20 protein-coding genes are annotated in these 22,039 nt (G+C 67.2%); 10 read left to right on the top strand and 10 right to left on the bottom strand.

The window, feature by feature from the left end; all coding sequences use genetic code 11:
- Window positions 1–174: 174 nt before the first annotated feature.
- Entirely contained in the window at window positions 175–342 is a 168-nt protein-coding gene (locus FHS02_RS18980) for a hypothetical protein (RefSeq protein WP_175424637.1), read from the bottom strand.
- 92 nt (window positions 343–434) lie between these two features.
- Between FHS02_RS18980 and FHS02_RS18975 the strand changes: the two genes are divergently transcribed.
- Both FHS02_RS18975 and FHS02_RS18970 read left to right on the top strand, forming a co-directional pair.
- Entirely contained in the window at window positions 435–959 is a 525-nt protein-coding gene (locus FHS02_RS18975; RefSeq protein WP_137315901.1) for a CcdC protein domain-containing protein, read from the top strand.
- A complete protein-coding gene (locus FHS02_RS18970; RefSeq protein WP_137315900.1) occupies window positions 956–1,873 on the top strand; it encodes a hypothetical protein in 918 nt (305 codons plus the stop codon). The genes FHS02_RS18975 and FHS02_RS18970 overlap by 4 nt, the downstream gene beginning before the upstream one ends.
- 37 nt (window positions 1,874–1,910) lie before the next feature.
- Here the strand turns inward: FHS02_RS18970 and FHS02_RS18965 are convergent, their stop codons facing one another.
- Entirely contained in the window at window positions 1,911–2,855 is a 945-nt protein-coding gene (locus tag FHS02_RS18965) for a TIGR01777 family oxidoreductase (RefSeq protein WP_137315899.1), read from the bottom strand.
- Window positions 2,856–3,048: 193 nt separating this feature from the next.
- Between FHS02_RS18965 and FHS02_RS18960 the strand changes: the two genes are divergently transcribed.
- The 6 genes from FHS02_RS18960 (at window position 3,049) to crtB (ending at window position 10,216) form a co-directional block, all read left to right on the top strand.
- Complete coding sequence (locus tag FHS02_RS18960) at window positions 3,049–3,954, top strand: flagellin N-terminal helical domain-containing protein (protein ID WP_137315898.1); 906 nt, start codon at window positions 3,049–3,051, stop codon at window positions 3,952–3,954.
- Window positions 3,955–4,093: 139 nt separating this feature from the next.
- The gene (locus FHS02_RS18955; protein WP_137315897.1) at window positions 4,094–5,110 is read left to right on the top strand and encodes a polyprenyl synthetase family protein; all 1,017 of its coding nucleotides are present in this window, start codon (window positions 4,094–4,096) and stop codon (window positions 5,108–5,110) included.
- A 21-nt stretch (window positions 5,111–5,131) separates the two neighbouring features.
- Window positions 5,132–6,505 carry a glycosyltransferase gene (locus FHS02_RS18950; protein ID WP_137315896.1) on the top strand — a complete coding sequence of 458 codons (1,374 nt, stop codon included), beginning with the start codon at window positions 5,132–5,134 and terminating at the stop codon, window positions 6,503–6,505.
- Window positions 6,502–7,695, top strand: a complete 1,194-nt coding sequence (crtY, locus tag FHS02_RS18945; RefSeq protein WP_137315895.1) for a lycopene beta-cyclase CrtY — start codon at window positions 6,502–6,504, stop codon at window positions 7,693–7,695. Before FHS02_RS18950 ends, crtY begins: the two co-directional genes overlap by 4 nt.
- Window positions 7,692–9,227, top strand: a complete 1,536-nt coding sequence (locus FHS02_RS18940) for a phytoene desaturase (protein ID WP_137315894.1) — start codon at window positions 7,692–7,694, stop codon at window positions 9,225–9,227. Before crtY ends, FHS02_RS18940 begins: the two co-directional genes overlap by 4 nt.
- Complete coding sequence (gene crtB / locus FHS02_RS18935; RefSeq protein ID WP_137315893.1) at window positions 9,224–10,216, top strand: 15-cis-phytoene synthase CrtB; 993 nt, start codon at window positions 9,224–9,226, stop codon at window positions 10,214–10,216. Before FHS02_RS18940 ends, crtB begins: the two co-directional genes overlap by 4 nt.
- Here crtB and FHS02_RS18930 read toward each other — a convergent pair.
- Window positions 10,113–10,646, bottom strand: a complete 534-nt coding sequence (locus FHS02_RS18930) for a sterol desaturase family protein (RefSeq protein ID WP_137315892.1) — start codon at window positions 10,644–10,646, stop codon at window positions 10,113–10,115. The two genes, crtB and FHS02_RS18930, sit on opposite strands and share 104 nt — an antisense overlap.
- A gap of 192 nt (window positions 10,647–10,838) precedes the next feature.
- Here FHS02_RS18930 and FHS02_RS18925 point away from each other — a divergent pair, with 192 nt between their 5' ends.
- The gene (locus FHS02_RS18925) at window positions 10,839–11,276 is read left to right on the top strand and encodes a DUF2141 domain-containing protein (RefSeq protein ID WP_137315891.1); all 438 of its coding nucleotides are present in this window, start codon (window positions 10,839–10,841) and stop codon (window positions 11,274–11,276) included.
- Window positions 11,277–11,469: 193 nt separating this feature from the next.
- Here FHS02_RS18925 and FHS02_RS18920 read toward each other — a convergent pair whose 3' ends face one another.
- The 5 genes from FHS02_RS18920 to FHS02_RS18900 form a co-directional block, all read right to left on the bottom strand.
- Window positions 11,470–14,298 carry an ATP-binding protein gene (locus FHS02_RS18920; protein ID WP_137315890.1) on the bottom strand — a complete coding sequence of 943 codons (2,829 nt, stop codon included), beginning with the start codon at window positions 14,296–14,298 and terminating at the stop codon, window positions 11,470–11,472.
- A 3-nt stretch (window positions 14,299–14,301) separates the two neighbouring features.
- Window positions 14,302–15,150, bottom strand: a complete 849-nt coding sequence (locus FHS02_RS18915; protein ID WP_229422322.1) for a hypothetical protein — start codon at window positions 15,148–15,150, stop codon at window positions 14,302–14,304.
- 2 nt (window positions 15,151–15,152) lie between these two features.
- Entirely contained in the window at window positions 15,153–16,526 is a 1,374-nt protein-coding gene (locus FHS02_RS18910) for a hypothetical protein (protein ID WP_137315889.1), read from the bottom strand.
- A 192-nt stretch (window positions 16,527–16,718) separates the two neighbouring features.
- The gene (locus tag FHS02_RS18905) at window positions 16,719–17,465 is read right to left on the bottom strand and encodes a DUF3108 domain-containing protein (protein ID WP_137315888.1); all 747 of its coding nucleotides are present in this window, start codon (window positions 17,463–17,465) and stop codon (window positions 16,719–16,721) included.
- A 13-nt stretch (window positions 17,466–17,478) separates the two neighbouring features.
- Window positions 17,479–18,654 (bottom strand): DUF3108 domain-containing protein, encoded by a 1,176-nt coding sequence (locus tag FHS02_RS18900; RefSeq protein ID WP_137315887.1) that lies wholly within the window; start codon window positions 18,652–18,654, stop codon window positions 17,479–17,481.
- 99 nt (window positions 18,655–18,753) lie between these two features.
- Here FHS02_RS18900 and FHS02_RS18895 point away from each other — a divergent pair, with 99 nt between their 5' ends.
- Window positions 18,754–19,515 carry a PhaM family polyhydroxyalkanoate granule multifunctional regulatory protein gene (locus FHS02_RS18895; protein ID WP_137315886.1) on the top strand — a complete coding sequence of 254 codons (762 nt, stop codon included), beginning with the start codon at window positions 18,754–18,756 and terminating at the stop codon, window positions 19,513–19,515.
- A 125-nt stretch (window positions 19,516–19,640) separates the two neighbouring features.
- Here FHS02_RS18895 and FHS02_RS18890 read toward each other — a convergent pair whose 3' ends face one another.
- Together FHS02_RS18890 and FHS02_RS18885 are read right to left on the bottom strand one after the other, a co-directional pair.
- Window positions 19,641–21,356 carry a tetratricopeptide repeat-containing response regulator gene (locus FHS02_RS18890; protein ID WP_137315885.1) on the bottom strand — a complete coding sequence of 572 codons (1,716 nt, stop codon included), beginning with the start codon at window positions 21,354–21,356 and terminating at the stop codon, window positions 19,641–19,643.
- A 10-nt stretch (window positions 21,357–21,366) separates the two neighbouring features.
- A complete protein-coding gene (locus tag FHS02_RS18885) occupies window positions 21,367–22,005 on the bottom strand; it encodes a sensor histidine kinase (protein WP_229430106.1) in 639 nt (212 codons plus the stop codon).
- Between the last annotated feature and the right edge of the window lie 34 nt (window positions 22,006–22,039).

Raw genomic sequence — 22,039 nt, 5'->3', positions numbered from 1 at the left:
CAGAAATGCTTGCCATTGACGCATCAAGGGGACTAACCCCGGTTTTTGCCGGCGCTATCGAAACGCTGGCAAAAACCGGGGTCAGTCCTCTGTCAACGCTATCGGCAAGCGCTTGAGCCTTCACTTACCGGGGCGGTACGGCGCTCCGGCAGACCCCTGCTGCTCAGCCGCCAACTACTCCGGATTCCGGTCCGGCACCGGATCGTCCTGCTCCACCGGCGCCTCCGGATGATGCGGATGATTCGGCTGCGGGTCGGGCATCGGTTCGTCGACGGGTACCGGCAGGTCCGGCGCCCGGTGTGCGTGGATCGGCGCGGCGGCACGCTCCATGAATCGGTCCATGTTTCCTCCTGTAGTCTGGAAGTTCACCGTACCACGCCCCCCGGATTCGCGCCGCAGCGTTACAATTTTGCTTTTGCCGACACTATCTCTCCATGGAACTGACCACGCTGGCCCTGCTGATCCTGATTCCGCTGCTGATCTGGCGGGTCTACCTGCGACTCCGGCCATTCTTCGCCCGGCAGGAATCGCTGATGTGGAAGCACTGGACCGGCGCCGTGCTGTTCTCGCTGCTGCTGCTGGCGACTTCCGGTTCGCTGCTCGGCGATCCGCCGGCGCTGGCATCGCTGGCCGGCGGCGCGCTCGTCGGCGGCTGGCTGGGGTTCTTCACGCTGAGGAAAACGCGCTTCGAGACCGTGGGCCGCCGCTACTTCTTCAAGCCCTACGACCGCTTCGGCATCCTCATCTGCATGCTGTTCGCCGCGCGCGTGCTGCAGATCGGCGTGGAGCTGTACATGAACCGCCAATCCGAATTCCCGCAACTGATCACGCGCGACATGGTGCTGCGCCATCCATTGTCGTGCATCGCATTCGGCCTGCTGGCCGGCTACCTCGCCACTTTTTCGATCGGCATGCTGCGCTGGCGCCGCGCACAGCCGCTCCTGCCGGAGCTTGAATGAACCTTCCCGCCGATACCCTGCTGCCGAACGAGCCCCGCATCGCGGACCCGCTCCAGCAAACCCTGACCGAACGTTTCCTGTTGCCGGCGCTGCCGGCACTGCGGACATTGCTGGAACACCTGCGGACCGCGATCGATCCGGCCCTCGCCGCGCGCATGCCCGTCAAACTGGGCCAGCCCTATCCGCTTGGCCAGGGGCTGGAAATCACCCAGGCGATGCACGAATCCCTGGGCCAGCTCGATGCCGGCACGCTGCCGCCGCGAGCCGCCGCGGGCCTGGCGGCGCTGGCCGCCTTTCACGAACACGGCGGCAGCCTGCGCCACGTGTGGGGCGCCTTGCGCGGCACGCACTTCCATCACGCTTTCCTGTTCGGCACCCTGCTGCTCGACGTGGCGGCCGATGCGCTCGGCGGCAGCGGCGGCAAGGTCGACATCGTGCCGTTCCGGCAGGCGCGCTTCACGCCGGTGCGCGATCACCGCCATTTTTCCCTGCTGGCCACGAGCGCGTGGCATGCCAACGTCTACCCGAACCACGTGCTGCCGGCGCTGGCGCCCTACGCGCCGCTGATCATGCTGGTCCCCGGCGGTTCGGTGCGGATCGAAGCCGATGCGGCCTACATGCAGGAGCTGGCGCTGGCCGGCGGCTTCACGAGCAGTGCGGACGTGCTGAACGGCCCGGCCATGCCGACCGGCCTGTTCGGGCTGGTGGTGGAAACGCTGCGCAAGGCGGACATCGCCACGGCTGCCGATGCAGCGCAAGGCCAGCGTGAAGCACTGGGCCTGTGCGCACGCTATCGCGACCAGGGCCGCCGCGCGGGCGACCTGGGCCACGTACGCGCGCTCGAGCTGCTGGCCAAGGCAAACGACGTGCTGGCCACGCTGCAGGTGTCCGCCTCGCAGCGCCGCGCGGCCTGACGATTGCCGCAAGCGGCCGGGGCAACCGGCCGCCCGGTCAAAGCAGGCTGCCCAGCGCGGCTTCCAGCCCCGGGTAACGGAAGTCGAACCCTTCGCGCTGCAGCCTGGCCGGCACCACGCACTGCCCTTCCAGCAGCAGGTCGGCCTGTTCGCCCAGCAGCAGGCGCACCGGCCATGCCGGCGTGGGCAGCAATGCCGGGCGGTGCAGCAACCGTGCCGCGGTGGCGGTGAACGCCTTCTGCGTCACGCATTGCGGCGCGGTGAAGTTCCAGGCGCCCTGCACGCTCGTCCTTTCGCCGCGTTGCGCCAGCCATGCCTGCGCGCGCAGCAAGTCGTCGACATGGATCCATGACATCGCCTGCCGGCCGCCGCCCAGCGGGCCGCCGGCACCCAGTTTCACCGGCATCAGCATCGCCGGCAGCGCGCCGCCGTGGCCGAGCACGAGCCCGAAGCGCATGGTGGCAACCTGCACGCCATGCTGCGCCGCGCGCTGTGCCGCCGCCTCCCACTCCTGGCACAGCTGGGACATGAACACCGGCTGCGGCGGACTTTCTTCCGTCAGCGGCACCGGCGCCCCCTGCGGCTGCACGCCGTAATAGCCGATCGCCGAGGCGGACAGCATCAGCCGCGGCTTGTGCTGCGCAGTCGCGATCCAGTCCACCAGGCGGTTCGTCAGCGCCACCCGGCTGGCACGCAGCGCGGCCCGGCGTTTCGCCGTCCAGCGCGGGCCGAGGATGCGCGCGCCGGCCAGGTTGACGACGATGTCGACCCTTTCCGTGGCCGCCAGTTCGGCGGCCGTCATCACGCAGCGCACGCCGCCGCCCAGCTGGCGCGCGGCCCGCGCCGTGTCACGGCTCATGGCGATCACGCGCTGGCCGTCCGCCAGCAATGCCGCCACCAGTTGGTGGCCGACGAAGCCGGTGGCGCCGGTGACGAGCACCGTCTGGCCGGGCGTACCGAAGCGCAGGGGTTCAATGGCCATTGCAGGGCTCCTTCGGCTCGAAGCGGATCTTCGGTTGCGGTGCGTTCATCACTTTCCCTTTCCCGGCAGTTTTGCCACCTTGCCGCGCGTTTCCATTGCAGTGTAGAAAATTTCTAGAGTATACGTTCCAAAAACGTTAACGTTTTCCCGTTTCTTGTCGCTCTGTACCAACGGTTATGGCAAAAGGGACAACGTGCTCAGTCTTCACACCAATATCGCGTCAAACGCAGCCTTGAACGGCATGCGCAAAGCCGGCGGCCAGCTTGCCACGGCACAGGAGCGCCTCGGCAGCGGCAAGCGCATCAACTCGGCAAGCGACGATGCCGCCGGCCTGCAGATCGCTACCCGGCTGAAGACGCAATCGAGCGGCATGGCGGTGGCGATGCGCAACCTGCAGAACAGTATTTCAATGTTGCAGACCGCCGATGCCCTGCTGGGCGAGATGAACAATATGCTCGGGCGGATGAGCGACCTGGCGATCCAGGCGGCGGATGGCGCGTCGACATTGGCCGACCGGAAAGCCATGCATGCCGAATATGCGACCTTGAGCGAACAGGTATACGACACGATGCAGGAGTCGCGCTACGCGGGCACCTACCTGTTCCGCTATGTCGTCGCGCCCCCCGGGCCGGACGGACCGGGCACCTTCGGACTGGGGCCGGTAACGTTCCAGACCGGCAGTTCCGCCGAGGAAAGCGTTACCGTCGATTTCCGGAACGACCTGGGGCAAATCAACGTGGCCCTGTACTACGCGATCGACAACGGCAACCTGCACAACCATCCGCAAGATGCTCCGGATACCGACCTGACATCCGCCGAGTCGGCCAACCTGATGGTGGACAGGCTGGCGGAAGCCCAGCAATCCATAACGAAGCTGCGCTCCGGACTGGGCGCGCTGGGCAATCGTTTCGAGTCGGCATTCAGCAACCTCGGCCAGATGAAACTGAACACCGACGCCGCGGCCGGCCAGATCGCCGATGCCGACTTCGCTACGGAAGTGGCCGACATGACCAGGAGCCAGATGCTGACGCAGGCCGGCTCTGCGATGCTAAAGCAGGCGAGCGGCATGAGCAGGATGGTGATCTCGCTGGTGGAGTAATCCCGCCCGCGGGAGCGGGAGCGGACCCTCGCTATTGACCCGCTATTGTCCTGGACGCTCGCACGATTGAATATTGCGTCGGCATACTATTGCCTTTCCGCTATCATGACCTATCGGGACATGACGGAGGGAAGCGGGCATGACTAGCCAGAAAAGACGGTTCGCCGGTTCGGAACACGAGACCGGTCATGAGCATTCCGCCGCAGAACTCGACGCGATGCGCCAGGCGCTTGACGAGCGCCTCGGCCACCTGCTGGCGGCCGAGGGCGACCGCAACGACCGCCTGGCCGCCGCCATGCGCGCCGCCGTGCTGGGTTCCGGCAAGCGCATGCGCCCGCTGCTGCTGATGCTGGTGGCGGCCGATCTCGACTGCGCGTCGCCGGCGGTGACCGATGTCGCCTGCGCCGTCGAGATCGTGCATGCCGCCTCGCTGATCCTCGATGACATGCCCTGCATGGATAACGCTACCTTGCGCCGCGGCCAGCCGACGATCCACCGGCAGTTCGGCGAGGATGTCGCCATCCTGGCATCGGTCGCGCTGCTGAGCCGGGCATTCGGCATTCTCGCGTCGGCACCGGGCATCCCGCCGGCAACCCGTGCCAGGCTGGTCGCCACGCTGGCCGACACGGTCGGCGCGCAAGGGCTGGTGCGGGGCCAGTTCGAAGACCTGCACGGCGGCACCGGCCGCACCGCCGAGGCGATCGCCACGACCAACGAACGCAAGACCGGCCTGCTGCTCGGTGCCGCCGTGGACATGGCGGCCGTGCTGGCCGAGGTCGACGACTGCAAGGCCCGCTCGCTGCGCGACTTTGCGCTGGCCGCCGGCCATGCCTTCCAGATCCGCGACGATTTCCAGGACCTGCCGGGCGCCGACAGCGCCGTCACGGGCAAGGACACGGGACTGGACCTGGGCAAGGCCACGCTGATCAACACCTTCGGCGCCGACGAAGCGCAGCGCCGTCTCGCCGACCACCTGCGCGAGGTGGAGCGCCATCTGGGCGACGCGCTGGCCGGCGCGCAACGCACGCGCCGCTTCGTGCAGCGCATGTTCGCCGCGCAGCCGCCGCAACCCCGGCAGCCCGCACGGCCGCACCGCTACGCCTCCTCCGCGATCAACGGCACGGCGCAGGCCGGATTCGACAGCCGCGCCGGCTGAGCCTCGGCACGGAGCTTACCGATGGCACATTTCGGCGTGGTAGCCCCGGCCTTCTACAGCCACTTCAACGCGCTGGCGGCGCTGGCCCTGGAACTGGTCGCGCGCGGCCATCGCGTCACGTATTTCCAGCAGCCCGACGCGGGTGCCCACCTGGGCGATGACCGGCTCGGCTTTCACGCACTGGGCGCCGCCAGCCATCCGCCCGGCACGCTGGCCGCCGTGATGCGCCGCGCGGCCAATCCCGGCAGCCCGCTGGGACTGCGCCGCGTGATCGGCGACATGGCAAGCAGCACCGACATGCTGTGCCGCGAGCTGCCGGCGGCACTGGAGGCGACCGGTGTCGATGCCTTGATCTGCGACCAGATGGAAGCTGCCGGCGGTCTCGTGGCCGAGGCGCTCGGCATGCCGTTCGTTTCCGTGGCCTGCGCGCTGCCCGTCAACCGCGAACCCGGCATCCCGCTGCCGGTGATGCCGTTCGCGTTCGGCACCGACGAACGGTCGCTGCGCATGTATGAAGGCAGTACCCGCGTGTACGACTGGATGATGACGCCGCACCGCCGCACGATCGAACGCCATGCGCGCGGCTTCGGGCTGCCCGCGCGCGACGGGCTGCACGAATGCCTGTCGCCGCTGGCGCAGGTCAGCCAGACTGTCGAGGGCTACGACTTCCCGCGCCGCGCGCTGCCCGCGCATTTCCATCACGTGGGGCCGTTCCGCTCCACCGCCCGCAAGGAAATCGTGCAGCAACCGCTGCCGCCGATCGCGGCCGGCAAGCCATTCGTGTTCGCCTCGCTCGGCACGATGCAGGGCCACCGCCTCGGCCTGTTCCTGCGCATCGCGAAAGCATGCCGCGCGGCGGGCGTGCAATTGCTGGCGGCGCACTGCGGCGGCCTGGACGAGCGGCAGGCGCGCGAGCTGGAACGCGCCGGCGCCACCTGGGTATGTGCCTTCGCCCCGCAACGCGAAGCGCTGGCGCGGGCCGACGCGGTGATCTCGCACGCGGGCGTCAACACGGTGCTCGATGCGATCGAGGCGCGCACGCCGATCCTGGCGCTGCCGATCGCCTTCGACCACCCCGGCTCGGCGGCACGGGTGCGCCATGCCGGCGTGGGGCTGCTGGCCTCGCCCCGCTTCGCCACCGCCGCGCAGCTGACCCGGCAATTGCGGCAACTGCTGGAAGACGGGTCGTTCGCGCACCGGCTGGATGCACTGGCCGGCAACGTGGCGCGCGCGGGCGGCACGCCGCGTGCCGTGGACATCATCGAATCAGCACTTGGCTTCGCTCCTGCACTTGGCTTCGCTCCTGCACCGGGCTTGGAGCGTGTACCTGGCTTCGCTCATGCGCCGGGCTTCGAGAATGCGCCGCCCGATCCGTTGCTGGCGAGGTCGGCATGAGCGGCTACGACATCATCCTGGCCGGCGGCGGCCTCGCCAACGGCCTGCTGGCCTGGCGCCTGCGCACGCATCGCCCGGAACTGCGCATCCTGCTGCTCGAACAGGGCGATGCGCTGGGCGGCAACCACACATGGTCGTTCCACGACGGCGACCTGGATACGGCGCAGAAAGCATGGCTGGCGCCATTGGTCGGCACGCGCTGGCCCGGCTACGACGTGGTCTTTCCCGACTATGCCCGCACGCTGGACAGCGGCTACGCCAGCATCGCCTCGGGCGATTTCGCCCGCGTGATCGAGCCGGCGCTGGGTCCTGCCCTGCGGCTCGGCGCACGGATCGACGAAGTGACGCCGACCACCGTGCGCCTGGCCGGCGGCGAACTGCTCTCGGCCCGCGCGGTGATCGACGGCCGCGGCATGCGCGCCAGCGCGCGGCTGGCGCTCGGCTATCAAACCTTCCTCGGCCAGGAAGTCCGGCTGCAGGCGCCGCACGGCCTGGCACGCCCCGTCATCATGGATGCCGGCGTGGCCCAGCAGGGCGGCTACCGTTTCGTCTACCTGCTGCCGTTCGGCGCCGACCGGCTGCTGATCGAGGATACCCATTACGTCGATACCGCAGCCTGGGAGCCGGAGCGGCTGCGCGCCAACATCGCCGCCTATGCCGGAGCGCGCGGCTGGCGCATCGCCGAGGTATTGCGCGAGGAACACGGCTCGCTGCCGATCGTGCTGGCCGGCGACGTGGACGGCTACTGGAACGACCTGGCCGGCCAGCCCTGCACGGGACTGCGCGCCGGGCTGTTCCATCCGACCACCGGCTATTCGCTGCCGCACGCGGTGCGCCTGGCCGAACGCATCGCGCAATTGCCGGAGCCCGATGCGCCGGCGCTGTTCGCGGCGATCCGGCAGGAGGCGCTGGCGGCATGGCGCGGCCAGCGCTTCTTCCGGCTGCTGAACCGCATGCTGTTCCTGGCCGGCGAGCCGGACCGGCGCTGGCGCGTGATGCAGCGTTTCTACACGCTGCCACCCGGCCTCGTCGCCCGTTTCTACGCCGGCCGGCCCACCCTTGCCGACATGGCGCGCGTGTTGACGGGCAAGCCGCCGGTACCCGTCGGCGCCGCCGTCGATGCCGCCTTCCGTACCCATCCCGACCGGATCCATTCCCGCATCAACCGAGACATCAGGACAATCGCATGAACCGATCGAAAACCGCCGTGGTCGTGGGCGCCGGCTTTGGCGGCCTGGCACTGGCCATCCGCCTGCAGGCCAGCGGCATCCAGGCCACGCTGCTGGAAAAGCGCGACAAGCCGGGCGGCCGCGCCTACGTGTACGAAGACCAGGGTTTCGTCTTCGACGCCGGCCCCACCGTGATCACCGACCCTTCCGCCATCGAGGAACTCTTCGCCGCCGCCGGCCGGAAGATGGCCGACTATGTCGAGATGCTGCCGGTGGCGCCGTTCTACCGGCTGTGCTGGGAAGACGGCAGCCGCTTCGACTATGCCAACGACCAGGAAGCGCTGGACCGGCAGATCCACGCCCGCAATCCGGCCGACGTGCAGGGCTACCAGCGCTTCCTGGCCTATTCGAAAGCCACGTTCGAGGAAGGCTACATCAAGCTGGGCGCCGTGCCGTTCCTGTCGTTCCGCTCGATGATCCAGGCCGGGCCGCAACTGGCGAAGCTGCAGGCCTGGCGCAGCGTGTACAGCCTGGTCTCGCGCTTCATCCAGGACGAGCACCTGCGCCAGGCGTTCTCGTTCCACTCGCTGCTGGTGGGTGGCAACCCGTTCGCCACGTCGTCGATCTACACGCTGATCCATGCGCTGGAGCGGCAATGGGGCGTGTGGTTCCCGCGCGGCGGCACCGGAGCGCTCGTCAACGGGCTGGTGCGGCTGTTCGAGGATATCGGCGGGCGCATCGAACTGAACGCGCCGGTGGCGCAGATCGAAACGTCGGGCGCGCGCGCCAGCGGCGTGCGGCTGCAGGATGGCCGCTTCTTCGCCGCCGACGCGGTGGCCTCGAACGCCGACGTGGTGCATACCTATTCCGCGCTGCTGGGCCAGCACCCGCGCGGCGCCGCGCAGGGCGAGGCACTGAAGAAGAAGCGCTTTTCCAATTCGCTGTTCGTGCTGTACTTCGGCCTGAACCACCATCACGCGCAGCTGCAGCACCATACCGTGTGCTTCGGCCCGCGCTACAAGGAACTGATCCAGGAGATCTTCGGCGGTTCCCAGCTGGCCGACGATTTCTCGCTGTACCTGCACGCGCCGTGCGTCACCGATCCGTCGCTGGCGCCGCCCGGTTGCGGCAGCCACTATGTGCTGGCGCCGGTGCCGCACCTGGGCAACGCGCCGATCGACTGGACCGTCGAAGGCCCGCGCTACCGCGACCGCATCTTCGATTACCTGGAGCGGCACTACATGCCGGGCCTGCGCAGCCAGCTCGTCACCAGCCGCATCTTCACGCCGCTCGACTTCCGCGACGAGCTCAATGCCCACGTGGGTTCGGCCTTTTCGCTGGAACCGATCCTCACGCAAAGCGCCTGGTTCCGCCCGCACAACCGCGATGCCGAACTGGCCAACCTGTACCTGGTGGGGGCCGGCACGCATCCGGGTGCCGGCGTGCCGGGCGTGATCGGTTCGGCCAAGGCCACCGCCGGGCTGATGCTGGAAGAGGTGGCGGCAGGAGTGGTGGCAGGAACGGCAGGGACGGCGGCAGGAGCGGTGGCATGAGTGCGCGCGACGATGGCGCATTGCTGGACCATGCGACCAATACCATCAACGTCGGGTCGAAAAGCTTCGCCGCCGCGGCGCGGCTGTTCGATCCCGCGACGCGGCGCAGCGTGCTGATGCTGTATGCATGGTGCCGCCATTGCGACGACGTGGTCGACGGCCAGGAACTCGGCTTCGGCAGCGCCGCTCCGACGCAGGACGAAGCGGCGCGGCACCTCGCCATGCTGGAGGACCTGACGCAGCGCGCCTATGAACGCGAGACGATGACGGAGCCGGCCTTCGCGGCCTTCCAGGAAGTGGCGCTGCGCCACGCGATCCAGCCCCGCTTCGCGTTCGACCACCTGGCCGGCTTCGCGATGGACGTGCATGGCGAGCGCTACGAATCGCTCGACGACACGCTGCGCTATTGCTACCACGTGGCCGGCGTGGTGGGTCTGATGATGGCCTCGATCATGGGGGTGAAAAGCGAAACGGTGCTGGACCACGCCTGCGACCTGGGGCTGGCGTTCCAGCTGACGAACATCGCGCGCGACATTGTCGACGACGCCGCCATCGGACGCACCTACCTGCCGGCGCAGTGGCTGCGCGAGGCGGGAATCCCGCCCGCCGAGATCGCGCTGGAGAAGCACCGCGCAGCCCTGGCGGGAGTGGCGGCCCGGCTGGTCGATCATGCGGAACCCTATTACGACTCCGCCACCGTGGGCATCGCCGCACTGCCGCTGCGCTCGGCGTGGGCGATCGCCACGGCGCGCTATGTGTACCGGCAGATCGGCATCGAAGTGAAACGGCGCGGGCCGCGCGCCTGGGATGAGCGGGTGGGCACGTCGAAGGCGATGAAACTGTGGCTGCTGGCGAAGGGCGGCGCGCTCGCGCTCAGGTCCCGGTTCAAGCCCCTTTTCCGGCAGCCGGCGGCTCGTCGCGCAGGGTTGTGGCAGCGGCCGCGTGCCTTTGCGGCCGGCCTTGGTGCAGCGCGTGCAACTGTCGCTTGAGCCGGTCGACGGGCGGCGCGTAGAGGAAACCGAACGACACCGCGCCTTCCTTGCCATGCACCGCGTGATGCATGCGGTGCGCCTGGTACAGCCGCTTCAGGTAGCCGCGGCGCGGGACATATTTGAACGGCCAGCGCTGGTGCACCAGCCCGTCGTGGGCGACGAAGTACAGGAAACCGTAGGCCGTCATGCCGGCGCCGATCCATTCGAGCGGGTGATAACCGCGCGTGCCGGCATAGATCAGGGCGATGGCGATGCCGGCGAAGAACACCGCGTACAGGTCGTTCTTCTCGAACCAGCCCGTCCTGGGCTCATGGTGCGACTTGTGCCATCCCCAGCCGAAGCCGTGCATGACGTACTTGTGCGCGAAGATGGAAAACAGTTCCATGCCGATGACGGTGACGACGACGATGAGCGCATTGAACAGCATGAGGGCGTTGGCTGGCAGGATTCGGAGTTGTCGAGACTACCACAGCATGCCCGGGAGCAGCGCCGCGAACGGGCCTGCCTGTAGTACGGACTGAAGATTACGGATTGAAGATTACACATTGACGACTGCGCATCGACGACTGCGCTTTGACGACTGCGCTTTGACGATCACGCATTGACGAAAGGATTTCACATGACGTTGCTGAACTGGCGTTCCTGGAGCGCCCTCCTCCCTGCCGCGGTGCTGGGCTGCGCCGCGCTGCTGCATCCCCCCGCGGCCACCGCGGCCACCGTCGACATCAAAGTCGAAAACGTGGCCGGCAAAGGCAAGGTCAGCGTGGCCGTGTGCGACCGCGAGCGCTTCCTGAAGCAGTGCGCGTACACCGCCTCGGTCCCTGCCGAAGCGGGCACGATGAAGGTGACCGTGCCGGACGTCCCGCCCGGCACCTTCGCCGTGCTGGCCTACGAGGACGCCAACGACAATGGCGAACTCGACCGCGTGCTGGGCATCCCGAACGAAAGCTGGGGCATGTCGCGCGCTCCGGCCGCCATGTTCGGCCCGCCGAAGTTCGAGGACGCGGCAATCGAGGTGAAAGAGGATCCGACGGTGGTGGACATCAAGCTGCGCTGAGCCAGCAAACCGGCACCAACGTCATATCCCGTCGAAAAGTTTTGCTCAAAACCGGGGTCAGACCCCGGTTTTGAGCAACAGATACCGCAAGTTCGTCCAATCTGCGAGAACTATTGCCAACGACCTTCAAGTCGAGCCAGGAAAATAGTTTCCCAAAACCGGGGTCTGACCCCGGTTTTGAGAAATATTGGCGTCAGGCAGCGGCTTTGTCGTCGGTTTTCTTGCGTTGCAGGACGAAGATCGGCTGCGCCCACTGCGTGTCCTTCTTTTTCTTGCTCGTGATGAGCGTGAGTTCGGAAGGGTCGTAGACGTCCGTGTTGTGCGTCAGCGGGGTTGTCATCAGGTACTGGGCGTCGGTGTTCTTCAGGAATTCGCCGACCAGCTGGATGTTGCGGATGTCCAGGTGGGCGAACGGTTCGTCGATGAAGACGAAGCCGCCGGAGCCTTCGTCGGACTTCAGCAGGCCGATCAGCAGCACCAGCGATTTCATCACCTGCTGGCCGCCGGAGGCTTCGCCGTCGTTCATGCCGATCACGCCCTTGCCGTCGAACTTGAAACGCACGTGCAGGCCGGCCTGGGCCAGCAGCAGGTCGTCGTTCTCCAGCTTCACCGGATCGGCGCTGACTTCGATCTTGGCCAGTTCGCCCAGCTCCTTGATGTTCTTCGTGTACTGCTTGATCGTGTAGCGCAGCCGCTCGATGTAGGCACCGCGCGCATTGCCGGTGGCTTCGATCGCGCGGTTGTTCTGGTAGCGCCGCTCTTCCGTCTCGCTCTTGCGCGACGACAGCTGCTCGTTCAGCCGCGCGTACTGGTCGATGACGGTGGCGTCGAGTTCCCAATCGTCGCGCGCCAGGCTGGCCTGCAGGCTGGCGATGCGCAGGTCGACCTGGTGCGCGTTGACGTGCTGCGCCACCACGGCCTGGCGGCGTGCGGGACGGCGCCACGCGGCCGGCAGGTGCTTCCACTGCCGGCGCAGCGCCAGCAAGGCGCGTGCGTGGTCGGAGCGCTGGTCCAGCTGGCGCTTGTAGTTCAGGCGCATGCCCGCCTCCGCTTCGGAGAGCGCCATGCGCGCGCCATTCCACGCGCCGTCGGCACGGGTACGCGCGACCGTCGCGTTCTTCATCAGCCCTTGCAGCTCGCCCAGCCGCGAACCCACTTCCAGGCGTTCGGCGCGCAGCGGCACGGCGGTGCGCGCGGCTTCGTCGAATTCATCGGCACGCGCCGACAGCTCCTTCACCGCGTCGACGCCGGCCACGCGGGCTTTCAGCGCGCTGGTCTCGGAAGCCAGCTTGCTGATCTGCAGCGTGAACTTGTCTTCTTCCGCTTCCAGCGACGGCAGGTTGCGCGCGATGGCTTCCTGGCGCTGCGTGCGGCCGGCGGAACCGAAGCGGTAGCGCGACACTTCCACGAACAGCGAGCGGCCGCCGCGGCGTTCCTTGTGGTACGCGTCCGGCGTGATCCATTCCTCGATATTGCCGAGCTTCGCGCCCTGCTCCACCGAGTCCACGCGGGTGATGCGCGACAGCTGCTCGATCAGCCATTCGGGCGCGCGCGCCGTAAAGCGCACCACCGACAGCAGGCTGTCGTTCTTCGGCTCGTGCGCCTTCACGCATTCGGGCACGATGAAGTGGCGATAGCGCTCCTTCTCGGCCAGGCGGTACGCGGCGGCCGCATCGGAAGCATTCTCCAGCAGCACCACGGAAGCATAGCCGCCCAGCACGCCCTCGACGGCGCCCTGCCACTTCGGATCGGTGACTTCGACGATGTCGGACAGCATCGCGTGCGGGATGTTCGCATCGCGCAGCACGCGGCGCATCTGCCGCACGTTGTCCGGCTCCGGCATCGCCGTCTTGCCCTGCAGGGCGGCGATGGTGGCCTTGTCGGCCGCGATGCGCGACGACACCGCGTCGCGCGACGCACGCAGGCGCCCCAGCTCCGCTTCCTTCTCTTCCAGCTGCTTGGCCACGTCGGCGATGTCCGCGCCCGCTTCGGCGGCGAGCTTTTGCAGGCGAGACTTCTGCTCGATCAGGCTGTCGAGCGGTTTCAGCTTCGCGTTCAGCGACGACAGGCGCGTCTGCAGCACCGTCGATTCCTGTTCCAGCACGGTTTCCTGCTGCTGCGCTTCCTGCAGCAGCAATGCCTGGCGTTCGACTTCGCGGCGCCGGTCGGCGATCTGCTGGTCGACCTGCGCCAGCGGCTTCTTCGCCTCGCGCAGCTGGCGGCCGACGTTGTTGGCCTTTTCGCGCGCTTCGTGGTATTCCAGCGTGGGCAGCACTTCTTCCTGCAGGTTGCGGCGTTCCTTGTGCAGCGTTTCCCACTGGTGGTAGTTGGCCACGCGCAGGCGCAGGCCTTCCAGGTTCGCGCGCGAACCTTCCAGCTCGGCCTCGAAGCGCTTCAGTTCTTCCTCGGTGTCGCGCTGGTGCCGCTTCGCCTCGTCGTAGGCATCGAGCACTTCCTTGTCGCCGAACACCTGGAACACCAGGTCCAGCAACTGGCGCGGCGCGTATTCGCACAGCTTGTCGGTCTCGCCCTGCTCCAGCGCCAGCACCTTGGCCATGGCCGGCGACAGGCCCGCATTCGCCAGTCGCTTCCTGTAGTTTTCCACGCCGAGCCAGTCGTTCGCCTCGGTCACTTCCTCGATGTCGACGTTACCCGGCCGCATCAGGTACTGGCGCTTCCAGTCGCCGCCGTTCTTCTGGATCTGGCAGAACAGCGTGACCTCGTCTTCCGAGAAGAAGCCGCTGGACCGGAACGGGCGGTTCGACAGCTGCCGGCCCTGCGCCCGGTTGTCGACGACGGCGCGCAGCCATGCGCTCTGCTGGCCCGAGTGCCGCGCGTAATGCTTGTACGTGCGGCCCATCGAGCAATCGAGGCCGAACAGCGTGCGCAGCGCATCGAGCAGCGTGGTCTTGCCGGAGCCGTTCTGGCCGGCGATCGTGATGATCTTCGCGTCCAGCGGAATGTTCTTGATGCGCTGCCAGTAATCCCAGTGGACCAGCTCCAGCGATTTAATGTGAAACATGCGTCAGCTCCGGTTCTCGGTATCGTTGGCCGCGTCGTTGGCCGTATCGCCGGCCTTGTCGCCGGCCTTGTCGTCGGCCTTGTCGTCGGCCATCTCGTTGGCGGATGCGGCGGCGTCGCGGATCGCGGCGGCGACTTCGTCCTCGGCGGCGGCCGGCACGCTTTCATCCGCGCTGGCCGTATCGTTGGCGGCGGCGAGCACCGCGCGCGGAATGTGCACGACCTGGGCCGGTGCGCGCTTGAACACTTCGGCCAGCGCGCCGTTGATGATGCGTTCCTTCAGCAGGTCGGTGTCCATCAGCAGGTCCAGCAGCGGGCCTTCGACGAGGATGTCGCCGCGCCGCTCGATGAAGCCCAGCTTCGACAGGATGCCCAGGTTCATGTCCATGCGGGTTTTCTTGCCCAGCTTGTCGCCGAAGTCGGCCAGCAGCGCCTTGTACGGGATGCCGATCGACGTGTCTTCCGCGCGCGGCACCGGCTTCTCGTTGCCGAACATGTCGTCCTGGTCGTCATCGGCGTGCTGGTGGGTTTCCTGCCGCTCGCGCTTGGGCAGGATGATCAGCGCCCACAGCACCACCAGCAGCGCCACGCCGTCGCGGGCGAGGCCGAAATTATTGTTCTGCCACGTGTCGCGCGCGCCGAAGATCTTTGGTTCGATCGCCCGGTGCAGCGCCAGCGTGACGTGGTCGGCGTACACGTTGTCCAGCAGCTTCAGGCCGGTGGCGAGCAGGCGCGCATCGACCTCCTGGCGGAACTGCTCGTCCGACAGCGCGCGTTTCACGAGCCGGTCGTCGCGGCGCAGCGTCTGGTGCGTCAGCAGGCGTGCGATCAAAATTTGGGAATCGTCATTCATGGTCAACTCGCGGCCTTGTCGCTATCGTTCAAATCGAGGGAGAGCCTGGCCAGCGTCATCGCGGCCACCTCCATGTCGTCCAGCTGCACCATCATGTCGGTGGGCGCGAACTGCAGCGGCAGCCGCGCCAGTTCGGCGGTGGCGCCCTGCAGGCTGGCCTCGCCCTCGTCGCCCAGCAGCGGCAGCATCGACGCGCGGTAGGACGCCACCGCAAAGCTGGCCGGCAGCAGCGCTTCGTGCACCTTGATGTCCCTCGGCGACTCGTCGGCGATGCTGGGGAAGTTGTTCAGCGTGGCGAAATCGGACAGGCGCGCCAGCCAGTCGTCGAGTTCGCGCTGCATGTCCTGGTCCTCGCTGACCGTCAGCGGCGCATCCTCGCCGGACGGCAGGCCGGAGGCGACCACCGCCACGCGCTCGGCCATCAACTCGGTCTCGGCCACGTCGATCATCTCGGCCGGCGTGATGAACAGCGGCTTCACCGGCTGTTCGATCGCATCTTCGGCCAGCGACGCCAGGTCCGGGTGCGCCAGCAGCCAGCGCTTGATGTCGGTCGTCGACAGGCCGGACTGGCCCAGGTGCACGCGCTGCCGTTCGATCTGGTTCAGCGCGCGCGAGAACATGCCCTGCATGTTCAGCAGCGAGCTCTGGGCGCGGCCGATCGCCTGGGCGGCACGGTGCGTGGCCGCATCGGCGTTTTCGTCGCTGGTGATGGCGCGCAGGATCTCGGAACCCTTTTCCACCCAGTCGCACGCCGTGTGCCACTTGGCCTGCGATTCGCGCAGCCGGAATTCCGAGCCGGAGGCAATCGCATCGCGGAATTCGTCTGTCAGGTCCGTCAGGCGGCCCAGCAGGTGCTGCAACTGCTCGCTGGTGACGCCGCCCACTGCCTGCGCGCCGGCCACCTGCGACAGCAGGAAGCCCATTTCGGCTTCGTCGTGGTCCTGCCCGAGGGTCAGCAGGGCATCGATCGAGGAGAGCACGTTGCGCGCCATCGGCGTCACGCGGTACACGCCCTGCTGCGTATCCCAGGCCAGCAGGCCGTTGGTGCGCAGGCGCATCAGCACTGTTTCCAGGCTTTCCGGCAGCAGGTAAGCCAGCCGCGTGTTGATGTCAGCACGCGAGAACGCCGAAGACGTGGTGTCGTTGGCCAGCTCGCGCAGCACCAGCAGGCGCACCAGCACGCTCTCGAAACCGCCGTGGAACAGCGCTGTAAACACCTGCAGCAGCGGCTGCGCGCGCTTCAGGTGGAAGACCTGCTCGATCTCGTCGACGGACACATGCGGCTGGAAATGCGCCTGCAGTGCCTGTTCCTGCTCGGTGGGATTGTGTTCGGCTGCCGTGGCTGTGCTGGCTGCCGCATGTGCGGTATTACTCATCGCGCTCCGGGGTTCTGGGCGCCTTGCTGCAAAAGCTTGCGAACTCAGGCGGGGACGTGAGTATACCAGTTCCGGCTAGCAAAACCGTTGCCGGCGGCAAGCCAATAGTTGCCGGGAAAATGGGGACGTACCCCATTTTCCAGGAAATAGTTGCTGGAAAAATGGGGTACGTCCCCATTTTTGGAGCAACATTTACTTTTTCGCTACCTTGTCGAGTAGTTGCTCGAAAGAATCTCCGTCTTCTTCCATGAAGACCAGCCGCACCGGATACCACTCCAGCGACGGTGCCAGCCACAGGTCGACCTGCTGGCCCTTGCCCTTTGGCGGTGCCTTGCTGAAATGGACGGCTTTGACGTCGCCGGCGCCAGTCTTCACCGTTTCGGTGCCCACCACCTTGAAGCTCCAGGTGTCCGCATTGCGCCGGCCTACCACGTAGAACCGCCATTCCGAGCCGGGCACGAATTTCTGCGGCGCGGCGCGGGCGATGGCCGCCAGCTGCCAGGCCGCGCTGCTGCGATCCTGTTCACCGCCATTGATCGGCACCGTGTTGTCGCTGTCGGCCAGGTCGATGACCTTCTGGTCGCGCCTGAAGGTCGTCGTGCCGGCTCCCTTGCGCATGCGCTTTTCATAGTACGTGTCCGGCGCCAGGCCCCAGGCGTCCACCGTACCTTCGCTGCGGTATTCGAGCACCTTGCCGAACATGCCGGAGCGCGCTTCCGTCACCAGCGTGTACTTGCCCCCGCCCTGCTGCCAGGTGATCGTGCCGTTGCCGGACAGCGGGATGCCATGGCTGCTGGCCTTGACCGTATAGGTCAGTTCGGCCGACGGCGGCAGGTCGAACTTGAGCTTCGCGCCGGGGCGCTCGTTCTGGGCGCCGGCCGGGATTGCAGCGGCGATCAGCGAAGCCGCCAGGGCGGCACCGTGCAGGATGTGTTTCATCGTCTTTCCTTATTCAGCTTGCCGGCCGCAGGATCTTCGTGACGGTTTGCGTCGTCACCGCGCCGCTGCGTTCCGTGTTGCGGATCTGCACCGGGTACCAGTCGAGGCCCGGCGCCAGCCAGATATCGAGCCGCGCGTTGTAGCTGCCGGGCCGCGGCGGACGGGCCAGGCGCCACGTCACGAGCCGGCCCATCTTCGTTTCCAGCTCTTCCTCGCCCACCAGCACGAAGCGGTACACCGTGGCCTCGCGGTCCTCGCCCACCTGGATGTCGATATCGCTGCCGAACTGGTTGACGTCGCCGCGGCCGATGGCGGCCAGCTGGAACGGCACCGTGGCCTTGTCCTGCGCGCCGGCGGCCATCGGCACCGCGGCCGTGCTGGCCGAGAACGTGATGCGCTTGCCCTCGTGATCGAAGTGCGTGGCCGTCATCGAACGGCTGCGGCGCTTCTCCGTCATCTTCACAGGAGCGATGCCGGCATCGTCGATCGTGCCTTCGCTGGCCAGTTCCAGCAGGCCGATGCGCGCGACCAGCATGCTGACGCCCACTTCCAGGCCCACCTTGTACCTGCTGCCGTCCGTCTGCCAGCGCATGTTGGCGCTGCCGCTCCACTGCGTGCCATCCGCATCGGTGCGCCTGACTTCCAGCTCGAACGCCGCGGCAGGCGGCAGGTTGACACGGAAGCGCCGTCCCGCCATCGGCTCGGCCGCCGCCGTCGCCGCAACCGGTGCGGGCCCGGCGGTCGATTGTACTTCGGGTTGCTGCGGGGCAGCGCCGCCTTGCGCCGGCGGTGCCACGGGATCGGGCGGAACGGCGGCAGCCACCGCGGCCGGCACCGGCTCGGTAATTGTCTCGGGAAGCGGCTCCGGGATCGGCTCGGCAAGCTGTTCCGGGGCCGCTTCGGATGGTGCCGGTGTCCGGGTCGCGGCGGCCCGGCGTGGCGGTGCGGAGGCGGGGGGAGAGGCCGGGGCCGGCGCAGGCACGAGCGCCTGCTGCTGCACGGCCGCCACCCGCGCCGGCAGCGCAGGGCGCAGTTGCGCGCTGACCCTCATCGGCACCTGTGCCTGCGGCGCTTCGGGCGTGCCGATGCGCGCCGCCAGCCAGTCGATCGTCAGGTAGTGCAGCGCCACGGTGGCCGCGCACAGCACCAGTTCACGGCGCCGCCGCAAAAGAAAAGAAACGATCGTCATGCCGCATAGTGTAAACCGTTCCCGTTTTTTGCCGGCGACGGTGTCAAATCTGCTACGCTAAGCGCCGAAGGTATCCCACTAAAGCTTTGGAGACATGCCATGAGCACACCGCAAATGCCAAACATCCCCGGCGCGGCCGTGATGACGGACACGCTGGATTTCGTGAAATCGCTGTGGGGCAGCATGGGCGTGCCCGGCCTGGCCTCGCCCACGCTGTCGCTCGATGAACTGGACAAGAAGATCAGCGACCTGAAAGCCGTGGAAGCCTGGATCAACCTGAACGGCACGATGCTGCGCAGCAGTATCCAGGCGCTGGAAGTGCAGCGCGGAACGATTGCGACGCTGAAGTCGATGGGCCAGAGCCTGGCCGACTCGATGCAGCAAAAGCCGGCACGCCCGGAAAAATCGCTGTTCGATGCGAACCCTTACGCGGCCGCATTCTTCAGCCAGTTCGATCCGGCCAAGGCAGCGCAAAAACCGGCCCAGGCGCCAGCCCCGGCGCCGGTGCCGATGCCGCCGAAACCCGAAGCGAAACCCCAGCCGCAGCCGGCGGCAAAGGCCGAGGCCGGGCCTGCCGAAGAAGCCCCGCCCAAGCCCGACCTGGCCGCCGCGGCCGCGGCGCAGATGGCCAACCCGGCGATCTGGTGGAACATGCTGCAGGATCAGTTCAAGCAGGCGGTCAACACGGCGATGACGGCGGAGACGAAAGCGCCGCCGGCGGCAGCAGCGGCCGGCGACGCGGCCCACGCCACCGGTCCCCGGATGGAAACGGAAGCGGGACCGGAGCAGGAAATCAAGACCGACGGTGCCGGAACGGGCCGCAAGCCGTCGGCGCGCAAGACGGCGCCGAAGAAGGAATAGCGGAGGAAGGGTTCACCAGCAGGTTTGACCACCGGTGGCCTGGTTCCGGACGCGCGCATAATTGGCTACTCGGCATGCTCGGCCTACTCCGCCTGCTCGGCCTGCTCCCCTGCTCCGCCTGCTCCCTACTCTGCCTGCTCCGCCGGCGCGGCCGGTGCGCCCTCCGGGGTCCCGGCAGCGTCCGCGCGCCGCGGCACCAGTTCCTGCAACTGTTCGACCAGTTGCGCGAACCGCTGCTGGCCCGGTGCCAGCGCATCCACGTGCATCAGCACGCCGTTGGCCTCGATCATCAGCGCTTCGTCGTAACCCTGCTGCTGCATGTGAGTGATGAGCATCTGCGCCGAGTTGAACAGGATGCGCATATTGTCCGGCAGGCGTTCGCGCGATGCCCGCATCCACGCCACCGCATCGCCGATCCGGCCGGTCTTCCACAGCGTCACGCCCTGGTTCATCATCTCCGACGCTTCCTTGCGCGCCGCGGCGATCAGGTCCACGCCCTCCTCGCTCATGCGCGCCTTGTCGAAGATCTTCTGCACCTCGTCGATGAGCACGACGTTGTCGTGGTTGTTGCGCACCACGTGGCACAGCAGCTCCACCGGTGCCTCCTTGACGCCCACCGCGAACAGCAGCGTGGCCATTTCCATGCAGACGGCGGTATGCGGGCGCTTGACCTCCCCTTCCAGCATCGCCTCGAGCTGGTCGCCGGACTTGCGCGCGCGGCGGTAGTCGCCGCTTTCGTGGTAGACCATGCCCTCGGTGACCTTGCTGCGCAGCTGCACCACCTCGCCGGGGAAATCGCGCTGCGCAATGGCCAGCAGCCGCAGCGCTTCCTTCGTGTCGTTCTTCATGCCGCACACGCGCGCCATGCCGAAGTAGGCATCGACGGTGCGCCGGATCGAGTATTCGCCAATCGCCAGGCATTTGCGGAACGCATGCTCGGCCAGCTGCACGTTGCCGATACGGAGCGCGGCGTTGCCCAGGCTGCGCTGGCGCGGCACCGAATTGGGCGACAGCTTCGCGGCCTTTTCCAGCACGCCGCAGGCATCCTCGTGGCGGCCCATCAGCTCCAGCGATGCGGCCAGCTGGTCGTATGCGTCGATATAGAAACGGTTCTCGGCGATCACGCCCTGGAACATCTGGCGCGCCGCCTCGTGGTCGCCATTGGCCATGCGGATCTTGCCCAGGCCGGTGCGCGCCCAGTTGTATTCGCGCTCTTCCAGCAGCTTCTCGTACACCACACGCGCCTTGTCCGGCTCGCCCGCATTCAGCAGCAGCGCGGCCTTCATGCGCATCAGGTCGATCTCGTGCACCTTGTGGCGCGCGATCTGCTCGTCGCACAGCCGGGCCGCGCGCAGGTAGTCCTTGTCGATGTAGGCGGCGTCGATCTGCTGGAAGACCTGCTTCTTGTGCCACACTCGGTTCAGGCGCGTCAGCAGCACGCCCTCGGTGATCGGCTTGATGATGTAGGCATCCGGCTGGTGCTCGGCCGCGCCCATCACCGATTCCACGCTTTTCTCGGCCGACACCATCAGCCACACGCTGCTGGGAATCATCAGGTTGCGCACGCGCGCCTCTTCCAGCACCTGCTGGCCGTTCTTGCCCTCGCCCAGGTTGAAATCGCACAGCACCACGTCGTAATGAGTACGCCCCAGCAGCGTCATGGCTTCCCCGCCGGACGACGCCTGGTCGATGTGCCGCGCGCCGATATTGCGCAGCGACTCGCGCAGCAATTGCCGGATGCCGACGAAATCGTCGACGATCAGGTAGCGTTTCTCGCTCCATTCGACGCCGGAGATGTCAGGCACCGGCGCGCCGCTTGCCGTGATGTAGGTGCTGGTCATGGCAGGACGATCAGGGCAGGGTCAGGACAAAGCAGCCGCCGCCCAGCGGGCCGCCGTTCTCGAGGCGGATGCTGCCGCCGCGCTGGCGGCGCTTGTGCATCTTCGCCACCTCGCTGGCAAAGAACAGCCCCAGGCCGCTGCTGTTGGTCAGGAAGTTCACGCCCTGCCCCACCACCGCGCCGGCTTCGAGCATCGACGGCGGAAAGCCCATGCCGTTATCCTCGACACGGAACTCCAGCATGCCGTCCTGTTCCACGATCGACAGGCGGATGCGGTCGCGCGTATAGCGCACGGCATTGTTGATCGCGTGGCACAGCACGCCGATGACGAGGTCTTCATCCAGCGTCCACAGCAGCTCCTCGCTGAATGCGAGGTCGAGCCGGATGTCCTTTGCGTCCAGCAGCACGCGCGACTGGCTGGCCACCTGGTGCACCAGCTCGCCCAGCGGCACCGTGACCGGCTCGAACGGATAGGTGGGCTTGCCCACCTCCTTGTACAGCGCCAGCAGCTGCATCAGGTTGTCGGACAGCCGGCGCGTCTGGTAGAGCATGTGCGCCATTTGCGGGTACGATGCGTCCTGGCTGGCCGGCGCATGCTTGCCGAGCAGGCTTTCCAGCGTTCCGCCCAGCACGCTGAGCGAATTTTTCATGTCGTGCACCGTGGAAGCCAGAAACACGAACAGC

The sequence above is a fragment of the Pseudoduganella umbonata genome, from assembly GCF_014192225.1.
Classification (GTDB): Bacteria; Pseudomonadota; Gammaproteobacteria; order Burkholderiales; family Burkholderiaceae_D; genus Rugamonas; species Rugamonas umbonata.
Note: the sequence above shows the minus strand (reverse complement) of the source record. Positions and strands in the feature narration are given on the sequence as shown.

Excerpts from the sequence above, each read along its gene's own strand:
- FHS02_RS18970 (WP_137315900.1), top strand. The coding sequence starts at position 956 with ATGAACCTTCCCGCCGATACCCTGCTGCCGAACGAGCCCCGCATCGCG.
- FHS02_RS18980 (WP_175424637.1), bottom strand. The coding sequence starts at position 342 with ATGGACCGATTCATGGAGCGTGCCGCCGCGCCGATCCACGCACACCGG.
- FHS02_RS18915 (WP_229422322.1), bottom strand. The coding sequence starts at position 15,150 with ATGAATGACGATTCCCAAATTTTGATCGCACGCCTGCTGACGCACCAG.
- FHS02_RS18930 (WP_137315892.1), bottom strand. The coding sequence starts at position 10,646 with ATGCTGTTCAATGCGCTCATCGTCGTCGTCACCGTCATCGGCATGGAA.
- FHS02_RS18975 (WP_137315901.1), top strand. The coding sequence starts at position 435 with ATGGAACTGACCACGCTGGCCCTGCTGATCCTGATTCCGCTGCTGATC.
- crtB (WP_137315893.1), top strand. The coding sequence starts at position 9,224 with ATGAGTGCGCGCGACGATGGCGCATTGCTGGACCATGCGACCAATACC.
- FHS02_RS18895 (WP_137315886.1), top strand. The coding sequence starts at position 18,754 with ATGAGCACACCGCAAATGCCAAACATCCCCGGCGCGGCCGTGATGACG.
- FHS02_RS18920 (WP_137315890.1), bottom strand. The coding sequence starts at position 14,298 with ATGTTTCACATTAAATCGCTGGAGCTGGTCCACTGGGATTACTGGCAG.
- FHS02_RS18950 (WP_137315896.1), top strand. The coding sequence starts at position 5,132 with ATGGCACATTTCGGCGTGGTAGCCCCGGCCTTCTACAGCCACTTCAAC.
- FHS02_RS18900 (WP_137315887.1), bottom strand. The coding sequence starts at position 18,654 with ATGACGATCGTTTCTTTTCTTTTGCGGCGGCGCCGTGAACTGGTGCTG.
- FHS02_RS18910 (WP_137315889.1), bottom strand. The coding sequence starts at position 16,526 with ATGAGTAATACCGCACATGCGGCAGCCAGCACAGCCACGGCAGCCGAA.
- FHS02_RS18905 (WP_137315888.1), bottom strand. The coding sequence starts at position 17,465 with ATGAAACACATCCTGCACGGTGCCGCCCTGGCGGCTTCGCTGATCGCC.
- FHS02_RS18955 (WP_137315897.1), top strand. The coding sequence starts at position 4,094 with ATGACTAGCCAGAAAAGACGGTTCGCCGGTTCGGAACACGAGACCGGT.
- FHS02_RS18925 (WP_137315891.1), top strand. The coding sequence starts at position 10,839 with ATGACGTTGCTGAACTGGCGTTCCTGGAGCGCCCTCCTCCCTGCCGCG.
- crtY (WP_137315895.1), top strand. The coding sequence starts at position 6,502 with ATGAGCGGCTACGACATCATCCTGGCCGGCGGCGGCCTCGCCAACGGC.
- FHS02_RS18885 (WP_229430106.1), bottom strand. The coding sequence starts at position 22,005 with ATGAAAAATTCGCTCAGCGTGCTGGGCGGAACGCTGGAAAGCCTGCTC.
- FHS02_RS18965 (WP_137315899.1), bottom strand. The coding sequence starts at position 2,855 with ATGGCCATTGAACCCCTGCGCTTCGGTACGCCCGGCCAGACGGTGCTC.
- FHS02_RS18890 (WP_137315885.1), bottom strand. The coding sequence starts at position 21,356 with ATGACCAGCACCTACATCACGGCAAGCGGCGCGCCGGTGCCTGACATC.
- FHS02_RS18940 (WP_137315894.1), top strand. The coding sequence starts at position 7,692 with ATGAACCGATCGAAAACCGCCGTGGTCGTGGGCGCCGGCTTTGGCGGC.